The sequence below is a fragment of the Stenotrophomonas sp. TWI819 genome, assembly GCF_039673075.1.
Lineage (GTDB): Bacteria > Pseudomonadota > Gammaproteobacteria > Xanthomonadales > Xanthomonadaceae > Stenotrophomonas > Stenotrophomonas rhizophila_B.
Genome location: NZ_JBDJKY010000014.1, coordinates 94,666 through 104,044, shown reverse-complemented (window position 1 = coordinate 104,044; position 9,379 = coordinate 94,666). Strand labels below are relative to the sequence as shown.

General features: G+C 63.0%; 7 protein-coding genes, 1 tRNA gene and 2 pseudogenes. 3 read left to right on the top strand and 7 right to left on the bottom strand.

What is annotated here, in order from left to right:
• A pseudogene (locus ABE463_RS16530) lies at positions 1-125 on the bottom strand (IS3 family transposase); the annotation flags it as partial.
• A 151-nt stretch (positions 126-276) separates the two neighbouring features.
• On the opposite strand from ABE463_RS16530, the pseudogene ABE463_RS16525 reads away from it, so the two are divergent.
• Positions 277-820 (top strand): annotated as a pseudogene (locus ABE463_RS16525) (integrase core domain-containing protein); the annotation flags it as partial.
• A gap of 268 nt (positions 821-1,088) precedes the next feature.
• On the opposite strand, the gene ABE463_RS16520 reads toward ABE463_RS16525, so the two are convergent.
• Positions 1,089-1,691, bottom strand: a complete 603-nt coding sequence (locus tag ABE463_RS16520) for a hypothetical protein (protein WP_346468904.1) — start codon at positions 1,689-1,691, stop codon at positions 1,089-1,091.
• Between the two features lie 105 nt (positions 1,692-1,796).
• Between ABE463_RS16520 and ABE463_RS16515 the strand changes: the two genes are divergently transcribed.
• A complete protein-coding gene (locus ABE463_RS16515) occupies positions 1,797-2,555 on the top strand; it encodes a hypothetical protein (RefSeq protein ID WP_346468903.1) in 759 nt (252 codons plus the stop codon).
• Between the two features lie 109 nt (positions 2,556-2,664).
• Here ABE463_RS16515 and ABE463_RS16510 read toward each other — a convergent pair whose 3' ends face one another.
• Positions 2,665-2,961 (bottom strand): hypothetical protein, encoded by a 297-nt coding sequence (locus tag ABE463_RS16510; protein WP_346468902.1) that lies wholly within the window; start codon positions 2,959-2,961, stop codon positions 2,665-2,667.
• A gap of 438 nt (positions 2,962-3,399) precedes the next feature.
• Positions 3,400-3,475 (bottom strand) — tRNA-Thr (locus tag ABE463_RS16505).
• Between the two features lie 162 nt (positions 3,476-3,637).
• On the opposite strand from ABE463_RS16505, the gene treA reads away from it, so the two are divergent.
• Positions 3,638-5,266, top strand: a complete 1,629-nt coding sequence (gene treA, locus ABE463_RS16500; protein WP_346468901.1) for an alpha,alpha-trehalase TreA — start codon at positions 3,638-3,640, stop codon at positions 5,264-5,266.
• A 33-nt stretch (positions 5,267-5,299) separates the two neighbouring features.
• Here the strand turns inward: treA and ABE463_RS16495 are convergent, their stop codons facing one another.
• The 3 genes from ABE463_RS16495 to ispH all read right to left on the bottom strand — a co-directional run bounded on the left by ABE463_RS16495 (position 5,300) and on the right by ispH (position 9,342).
• Complete coding sequence (locus tag ABE463_RS16495) at positions 5,300-6,088, bottom strand: hypothetical protein (protein ID WP_346468900.1); 789 nt, start codon at positions 6,086-6,088, stop codon at positions 5,300-5,302.
• 202 nt (positions 6,089-6,290) lie between these two features.
• Positions 6,291-8,171, bottom strand: coding sequence for a peptidase M61 (locus tag ABE463_RS16490; protein ID WP_346468899.1), 1,881 nt, complete (start codon positions 8,169-8,171; stop codon positions 6,291-6,293).
• 220 nt (positions 8,172-8,391) lie between these two features.
• On the bottom strand, positions 8,392-9,342 hold the full coding sequence (gene ispH / locus ABE463_RS16485) for a 4-hydroxy-3-methylbut-2-enyl diphosphate reductase (protein ID WP_346468898.1): 951 nt from the start codon (positions 9,340-9,342) through the stop codon (positions 8,392-8,394).
• Positions 9,343-9,379 lie beyond the last annotated feature (37 nt).

Genomic DNA, 9,379 nt, shown 5'->3' with positions numbered 1-9,379 from the left:
CCTTGGATCCCGTATCGCTCCTGGGCCTTTTTGTAGGTCAGTTCCCCGCGCTCGACCTGGTCGACCACCGACAATTTGAAGGCCAGCGAGTAATCCCGCTGGCTGCGCCTGAGTGTTGAATCCATTGAACATTCCTCTTCCTGTGGGAAAAGGTGTCAACTCAATTCAGGACGGGTCAGTAACCAACAAAAAGCCCCGGCAACGTCGGGGCTTTTTGCTGCATCTGGTGCCGGGAGCAGAAATCGAGCCTGCTGCCAACCTGGCGCTGGAGCTTAAGTCCGCATCAAGCCGCGCAAGCGCATCATCCGAGAGACGCCGGAGCCACTGGCGGTGCCCGAGGCAGCTAACCAGACCTGGTCGATGGATTTCATGCACCATCAGCTCGCAGATGGGCGAAGCTTCCGGCTTCTGAATGTGCTGGACGATTTCAACCGGCAGGGACTGGCGATGGAGGTCGATATCTCCCTGCCTGCGGCGCGTGTGATCCGAAGCCTGGAGCAGGTCATCGAATGACGCTGCAAGCCAGTTGCGATACGCTGCGATAACGGCCCGGAATACATCAGTGGAGCGCTGCACGCGTGGGCCGAACAGAAAGGCATTGCACTGCATTACATCCAGACAGGAAATTCGCAGCAGAACGCCTACATCGAGCGCTAAAACCGGACCGTTTGCTACGCCTGGCTTGCAAGCAACCTGTTCCATGACATCGAGCAAGTCCAAGACATCGCCACCCGTTTGGCTATGGACTTACAACCACGAGCGCCCGAACATGGTGCTCGGCGGCGTCACGCCGATGCAGAGACTGGCGTTGGGAGCATAGTTCCACTTTTGGCGACCGTTAGAAACGGGGGGAATACCGCCCACCGTCACCTGCACGGGCCAACCGCGCTGCACGCCTAACAGCGGGTTTGGCACCCGGCAAGCCCTGCATACATGCAACGAGCACAACGTAGGCCTGGCCGCCGCGCCGGGTTCAACTGGTATAGGCAGCTCTACAATCCAGTCCGCGCGGACTATCAGGCGCTGACATTGATGTCCAGGGGTCCCTCGCAAGCGCCACCGCCATACAAATGCCCTGAAACGCTCCTTCAGTCTGGCCCTGACGGCAGCGGTGGCGGTGGCGGTGGCGGCACATTTAACTGATCAAGCAGTCTCCTGCGGCTCTCCATCTCCGTTCTGGATGCCCCAAGCATCCTGAAATAGGCTTTCTTGTCGACAATGACCGACGTCAATAGATTTACGTCAACTCCCCGAATAGGCTTGTCAGAAGCAAGCCACTTCCGCCAGCCCGCCAACATATCCGGATGGTCGCTCATCTCCTTCGTGTAGTTGTGAAGCTCATAATCCGCGAGTGGCCGGATAGCCAAAGCGTAAGAAGCCCTGGCATGAGTAGGGCTTAAGCACCCTTCTGCGAACGCTTTCACAGCGTAGTGACCATAGTTGCCAGCAGCAATTGCATCGGGGGCCTCGTCGTGGATCCTAAGTGCATTCCTGGCCTGACCCAGTTCAAAAAGCCGCATTGAGCGCTTCTGAGCCCCCTCAAAAAATGAACCTTTGGCCAGAGACTCGACCCTGGCTAACAGCACCTTTCGATGCTGTGCCATAAGACAGATCAGATCGTCGTCGGACAGCAGTTCATGTTCGACAAATTCTTTCAGCGTTTTCTGAAAGTTGTAAGCAACATCAGTCATGTCACATTCCAGGCGTCAATAAACTGACAGGCGACTACCACTGCAGGCTCTCCAAATCCCTGTCTATACTGGACTACTCATAGCGCGCATTCAATGGAGTGACACATGAAGCGTTTGGTGTGGCTGGCACTTCTTATTCCAGTAGCGGCACATGCTGATGACAACAGCCTTGGCAAGTTGCTGGGCGATGCAACCAAACATCTCCGACCTGGCGCGGCGGCCCCATCCGTTGAGTCTTTGAAGAAGCCTGGTCCAGATGTGCTCAACGGCTATACAAGGCTCGAATATAGAGAAGGGAGTTGGGATAGCTACCTGCTGGGTGCCGCTTTGCTACCAGAACGACCGGTGCTGCCCAAAGAATGGGAGATGTATGTCAACCGTGCACGTCGTGACAATCCTAGGGCAACCCTTGAGACGGTCAAAGGCCGTATTGCCAAGCTTGCTGCTACTCGTCGCTTCTACTTCGATGGTCTGATCGCGGTCGCATGGAGTGAGGACATGCAACTTGCAGTGCTCACGATGGCAAACCCCCCAGCGGATTTCCCGAAAGCTGGAGACGTGAAGTATGTATTTGTCTTCGACGGGCCGCACTGGACGAATACGCCGCTCGGCGCTTATCGCCCCGATCGCGTGGAAGAGGCCCCCCAACGTGGCACTTGGGGAAGATCTTGGCAAGCCTCGGTCAAGCACGGAAAAGGCGATGTACTGTGGAGCAATCAGAAACTCAGCCGAACGTTCATGACTGTCGGCGAGCCTCAGTTCATGCAGGTGGACGTATCCGGCCAGCGCATCTATCGCCTCCCGGTGAAGGTCGATCGGGTTGAATACAGCGACCAGGTCCGACACTTCGCCTTTACGGAGTAGGTACATCGGGCACGGCCGAGGAAGCCGGTCACTTCCTCGGCCGGTGGCGTAAGCTCCCCCGCCAAACTGGAATATCAAGCCCCCAACCGGCTTAGCCTAGAGCGAATGGCTACACGTTTTCGAGGTATTGACCAACAGCCTGCAGCCCTACTGCGCAAGCCGCCAGAAACGCGCCAATGCTTCCCCATTTTGATTGAGCGGCAAAAGTTGCCGACATGTCCCATCCGTCCAGGCTAGCGCTGGCATAGTTTGGCGCGAGTCCCTTTTTCTCTGCATTTCGCCTGCGCTTAGCCATCGCCTTCTCATGCGAGATCTTGACAGTGCTTGAGCGAAGCCAAGCCAATGCTGAGAGAACACCAAAGCTGATGGAAGCAACGACAACGCAATCGTAGATGGCGACGCACATTGTTTTTCCTACCTATCTAGCGCAGCTGTAAGGGATCGTCGGCCGGGCAACTGCGTATGGCGACAGGGCAAAGCTTATCAGCACCACACAGTACCGCCAGGCGCCTGCGCGACCCAACTTCCGAATTCGATCTTCAAATCTCCTAAAGCGGATCGACAAATCGCGTGCACTTTCCCCGAAACCCGCGCATCCCTTCAATCCCTGAAAGAGCCTTGAAGCATGGCTGAGTAGTCATAGCACAGGAGTGGCCGGCTGCGGTTGCCAGGTCAGGGACTGTGCGAGGAGCTAAGCGCCTGGGAAGCCGGCAGGCCGCGAGATTCGGAAATTGGGGCTGCCAGCCACGGGCTGGCACTACCAGGAGCCAACATTCCGCCGGGCATGGCCCGGCGCTACCAGAAACAAAAAGCCCCGACCAAGGCCGGGGCTTTTTGCTGTATCTGGTGCCGGAAATAGGAATCGAACCTACGACCTACGCATTACGAATGCGCCGCTCTACCAACTGAGCTATTCCGGCGAGGTCGTGAATTCTAGGGGGTGCGGACCACTTTGGTCAATCAGGGAAGCGCGCGCGCCACCGAACCGCCGCGCGCCAACGGGTCGACCCGACGTGCTCCAGCAGCACCAAGCCTTGACGCACCAGCCCCTACAGTGGATTCCCCACCTCCGGAGGCATCCCATGCGCCCCTGTCCCCGCTTGGCCGGTCTGCTGCTGTCATCCCTGTTGTTCAGTGCCCCCGCGCTGGCACAAGGCACGGCGCCGATGCCACAGACGCCGGACCAGCAGTGGCAGCCGCTGTTCCAGCAGGTCCAGGGGGCGCACCTGTTCAAGGATCAGAAGACCTTCGCGGATGCAGTGCCCCACAAGCCCAGCGCTGCCCTCCTCACCCAGTGGCGGCGCGCCAGGACTGAGCCCGGAGTCGACCTGGCAGCCTTCGTGGCCGAGCACTTCGCGGTGCCCGGTGACACCCAGCCCTACGTGCCACCAGCGGGCGAGACGCTGCGCGCGCACATCGAGGGGCTGTGGCCCGTGCTGACCCGCACCACCGACACGGTGGATCCGAACGGCTCGCTGCTGCCGCTGCCCAAGCCCTACGTCGTGCCCGGCGGGCGCTTCCGGGAGGTGTACTACTGGGACAGCTATTTCACCCTGCTCGGGCTGGCCTCCAGTGGCCGCTGGCAGCAGGTGCGCGACATGGTGGACAACTTCGCATGGCAACTCGACAGCTACGGCCATATCCCCAACGGCAACCGCAGCTACTACCTCAGCCGCTCGCAGCCGCCGTTCTTCAGCCTGATGGTGGATCTGCTCGCTACGCATGAGGGCGACGAGGCCTACCGCCGTTACCTGCCACAGTTACGCATCGAGCATGCATTCTGGATGCGCGGCGCGGAAGCGCTGGCGCCGGGCGAGGCACGCGAGCGGGCGGTCAGGCTGGCGGACGGGCAACTGCTCAACCGTTACTGGGACGACCGCGCGGTGCCACGCACCGAGTCGTGGATGGACGATCTGGCCACCGCCGCCCAGGCGCCACAGCGCGCGCCCTCGCAGGTGTATCGCGACCTGCGCGCCGGGGCGGAATCGGGCTGGGATTTCAGCTCACGCTGGCTCGCCGAGCCGTCTGCGTTGGCGAGCATCCATACCACGGCGATCGTGCCGGTGGATCTGAACAGTCTGCTGTTCCATCTGGAAACGACCGTGGCCCGCGCCAGCAAGGCGGCCGGTGATCGCAGCGGCGCACGCACCTTCACCCAACTGGCGAAGGCGCGTCAGCACGCCATCAACCAACTGCTCTGGGATGACACGCAAGGCTGGTACGTGGATCTCGATCTGGAGCGTAGCCAGACCCGCCCTGCCCTGACCGCAGCCGCTCTGTTCCCCTTGTGGCTGGACGTTGCTGACCGCACGCAGGCACGCCGTACCGCGGAGGCCGTCCAGGCTCAGTTGCTGCGCGATGGCGGACTGCTGACCACCACCGTGACGACCGGCCAGCAATGGGATGCCCCGAATGGCTGGGCACCGTTGCAGTGGGTCGCAGTGGACGGGCTGCAGCGCTATGGGCAGGACACCCTCGCCCGCCGGATCGGCACGCGCTTCCTGCGCACCGTGCAGACGGTGTACGACCGCGAGGGCAAGCTGGTGGAGAAATATGTGGTGGACGGTTCGGCCACCGGCGGCGGCGGTGGCGAGTACCCGCTGCAGGATGGCTTCGGCTGGAGCAACGGGGTCACGTTGGCGCTGCTGGATCGCCTGTGTGCGCCGAAGCGTGCGTGTGAGAGCGCCCAGGATGTGGACGCCGCAGACTGATCCACCACCCGCGCCGCGCGAACGTGATGCGCGCTATGGCACGCAACATGCGCCGTGGACGGTGTTGGCCAGCAGCCGTGCGCGTGCCCGCTGGTCTGCGTTCAATGCAGCATCCAGCGATTGCATGACCAGCGGGGAGACGTAGTTGGGATTCACCTGCTGCAAGGCCAGGTTGTAGGCGTAGGCGGCAACCGGATCGCGCGGCACGATGCCGCCGTGTTCGTAATCCTGGGCCAGCTTGGCGACCGCATCGATGCTGCCACTGCGGGCCAGCGTTTCCAGGTATTGCCCTGCGGTGTGCTTCCACGCCACGGCCCGCTCCGGGTCTTCCAGGATATCCGCGTAGGTGCCCAGCACATCCTTGGGCGAGCGTGCATAGTCCAGTTGACCCTCGACAGAGCCCTGCAGCGCCGCCGTTTCGAGCCAGTTGCCGGGATACAGATCGCGATCAAGCACCAGCGCGCCGCACTCGCGAAGCAGACGCTCGGAGCGCTCCAGGAATGCCTTCTCTGCACCCACCAGTGCCGCGGACTGCGCGAGTTGATCCACCCGGTCGGAGGTGAACGTGCGGCACTCAAGCACGGTCAGATAGATGTCGTAGCTGGCGGTACCGTCGCCAGCCTTCGAGCGCGGCAGCAACTGCTGGACGTAGGCCAGCGCATCGCCGGGTGGACGGCTCGAGCCTTGGCGCGACAGCTCGTAGGCTTTGGGTCCCAACGAACGGAACGTGCCCGGTGCCGGCGGTGGCGCAGTGACCGAGGCCGGCACGCGCATCCCACTGAGCGCCACCGGAGAGGCAGCATCACCGGTAGTGCTCCGCACGTGTTGGCCAGCCGGAACGCTGTCCTGACTTCGAAGTGCCAACGCTCCTACGAAGATGCCGGCCGCAGCGACGAGCACCACTGCCACTCGTGCCTTCCCGTGTTTTCCAAGCATGAGCGTCCGTGCCACCTTCGCATCCAGTCCAGCGCGTTTGATAACGCATCCACCATGAATCCTCGCTGCCTCGGGCGAGGACACGGCATCACCGCGCCTTCCACAACTCCGCCAACCGGTCCGGCTTGCCCGCGATGCGCTCCAGCGACGGATACTTCAGCCCATCGTGATAATCCAGCGTCACCGTATCGATGCGATCGAAGCTCTTCACCAGCAGCGTCAGCGGTGCCTTGTCGGTCTTGGCGGCGGTGATCGCCTCCTTCAACTGCTCGGCCTTGAACACACGTCCATTAAGCGCGACCACGCTCATGCCGGGAATCAGACCGGCATTGAACGCCGGGCTGTCCCACAGCACATCGCCGATGTAGCCGGACTCGCTGACAGACAGGCCGATGGAGTACAGCAGGTTGCTGTTCTTGCCGCGGGTTTCCTGTGCCTTGAACGCCTCGTTCGGCGTATCGGTGTAGACCAGTTTCCAGCCGGCCGCTTCCAGACCGCCGGTCAACGGACCGTGCCCATCCAGGCGCTCGCGCAGGAAGCTGGCCCAGTCGAACGGCGCCACGCCATTGAGCGTACTCACCACCTCGTCGAAGGTGTACGGATGGACGTTCCAGTCGCCATCGTTCATGCCGAAGAACGCCTTGGCGAAGTCATCCAGGCCGCGCTTATTGCCGGTCAGCGCGCGCAGCTTGCCCTCCACCTCCAGCCACACCATCTGGCCGCCGGAGTAGTAGTCCTCGCTCATCTGGTAGTTGCGGAAGGCCAGCGCGCGGCGCTGCGCGATGGTCGGGTCGTTGGTGGTGTCCTGCAGGTTGCGCCAGGCCAAGCCGGGGCGACCGCGATCATAGGTGCCCGCCACATTGGCCAGCACGTCGCGGGTCTGCTGCGGGCTCCACAGCCCGGAGCGCGCGGCCAGCACCTGGCCCCAGAATTGGGTCTGGCCTTCGTACAGCCACAGCAGGCTGTCGCCCATCGGCACGTTGAAGTTGGCTGTGGTCAGATCGGCGCCCCGACGGTACTTGCCGTTCCAGGAGTGATTGAACTCGTGCGGCAGCAGATCACGGCCCAGCCAGGTCTTGTCCCACTCGGTGAAGTAGCCGGTGTCGCCGCTGTTCTCGCTGGAGCGCTGGTGCTCCAGACCGATGCCGCCGAGCTTGTCGGTCAACGCCAGCAGGAACTCGTAGCGGTCGAAGTGGCGTGCGCCGTAGAGCTTGTACATCTGCTGCACCAGCGCGCGATGCGCTTGAATCTGCTCTGGCTTGGCGGCCAGCGATTTGGCCTCATCGGCGAAGACATTCAGGTGCACCGGCACCTTGGCACCGGGATCCAGATCAAAGCGTTGGAAGTGGCGGCCGGCGAACAGTGGCGAGTCGACCAGATGGTCGTAGCTGATCGGCTTGAACACCACGGTGTCGCCTTCGCGGCGCTCGGTATCCAGCGCGGTGGCGTACGACCAGCCCGGCGGCAGCGTCACGGTGGCCTGCGCCTGGATGTTGCGGGTAATCACCCCGGCCGGGTACAGCGAATTGGCATTCCACTGCAGGTTGAGCATGTCCGGGGTCATCACCACGCGGCCCTGGGTGCCCTGCGAAGAGAGGAACTTGAACTCGGCCACCACTTCGCTGGCGCCCTGCGGCACCTGCACGGTAAAGGCATAGACGTCGTACGGATCGCGCGTCCACTGCAGCGGTGTGCCGTTGGCGGTGACGACCAGGCCGGCGAGCTTGTCGATCGGGCCACTCGGCGAATGCGCCCCGGGCAGCCACTGCGGGTACAGCAGGGTCAGCGGGCCGGGCTTGGCTGGCACCGTGGCCTTGACCTTGAAGATGCGTCGCCCGATATCGCGCGCGTCCACGTCGATGCGCAGCAGACCCGGGAAGGCCACGTCCTGTGGTGACGGTGTCTGCGCCTGCACGCCGGTGGCGGACACGGCCAGCAACACGGACAGGGCAATGGCACGCATCTTCATCAGGCAGGCTCCGGCGGGGGAAGCTCTTGATCCTAGCCCTCCGCCTGCGCCCTGCCCCATGGCCAAAGGTCATGCGTCGCGTTGCGGCCATGATTGGCACAGCGGCGTGCAGTGACGTTCTGTCTGCCGGTCGGGATCAGGGCCAACCGGGGTGCGCTGCCGGCCAGCGGCCGGCACTACCGGGGCAGCGCCATGGCATGCGTAGCGGAATGCTGCGCGGTCAGTCGACCAAGCGCAGCCGCAATTCCTTCGGCAGCGCGAACACCATCGATTCGGGCTCACCCTCCAGTTCGCCCACACCGGTGGCACCGAGCTCCTTCAGGCGCGCGATCACGCCATCCACCAGTACCTGCGGCGCCGAGGCGCCCGCGGTCAGGCCGATGTGCTTCTTGCCGGCCACCCACGCCGGATCGATCTCGTCGGCACCGTCGATCAGGTAGGACTCCACGCCATCACGGCGCGCCAGTTCACTCAGGCGGTTGGAGTTGGAGCTGTTCGGCGAACCGACCACCAGCACCAGATCGCACCGTTTGGCCAGATCGCGCACGGCGTCCTGGCGGTTCTGCGTGGCGTAGCAGATGTCGTCGTTCTTCGGGCCCTGCATCGCCGGGAAGCGGGTGCGCAGCGCGTCGATGATGCTGCGCGTGTCATCTACCGAGAGGGTGGTCTGGGTGGTGTAGGCGAAGTTCTCCGGCTGGTCGATGAGCAGCGTGGCGACCTCCTCCACATCCTCCACCAGGTAGATCTGGCCGGTGCCGCGCTCGCGGCTCCACTGGCCCATCGTGCCTTCCACTTCCGGGTGCCCGGCGTGGCCGATCAGCACCACGTCGCGGCCGGCGCGGCAGTGGCGGGCCACTTCCAGGTGCACCTTGGTGACCAGCGGGCAGGTCGCATCGAACACCTTCAGGCCACGGCGCTCGGCTTCCTGGCGCACCGCCTGGGACACGCCGTGGGCGCTGAAGATCACCGTGTTGCCGTCCGGCACTTCATCGAGTTCTTCGACGAAGATCGCGCCGCGGGCCTTGAGGTCATCCACCACGAACCGGTTGTGCACGACCTCGTGGCGCACGTAGATCGGCGCACCCAGGGTCTCGATCGCGCGCTTGACGATCTCGATCGCACGATCGACACCGGCACAGAAACCACGCGGATTGGCGAGCAACACATCCATCGGTCAGATACTCCGGCCGGCGTGAGCCGGGTTGTTA

Excerpts from the sequence above, each read along its gene's own strand:
- ABE463_RS16490 (WP_346468899.1), bottom strand. The coding sequence starts at position 8,171 with ATGAAGATGCGTGCCATTGCCCTGTCCGTGTTGCTGGCCGTGTCCGCC.
- ABE463_RS16520 (WP_346468904.1), bottom strand. The coding sequence starts at position 1,691 with ATGACTGATGTTGCTTACAACTTTCAGAAAACGCTGAAAGAATTTGTC.
- ABE463_RS16510 (WP_346468902.1), bottom strand. The coding sequence starts at position 2,961 with ATGTGCGTCGCCATCTACGATTGCGTTGTCGTTGCTTCCATCAGCTTT.
- ispH (WP_346468898.1), bottom strand. The coding sequence starts at position 9,342 with ATGGATGTGTTGCTCGCCAATCCGCGTGGTTTCTGTGCCGGTGTCGAT.
- ABE463_RS16515 (WP_346468903.1), top strand. The coding sequence starts at position 1,797 with ATGAAGCGTTTGGTGTGGCTGGCACTTCTTATTCCAGTAGCGGCACAT.
- treA (WP_346468901.1), top strand. The coding sequence starts at position 3,638 with ATGCGCCCCTGTCCCCGCTTGGCCGGTCTGCTGCTGTCATCCCTGTTG.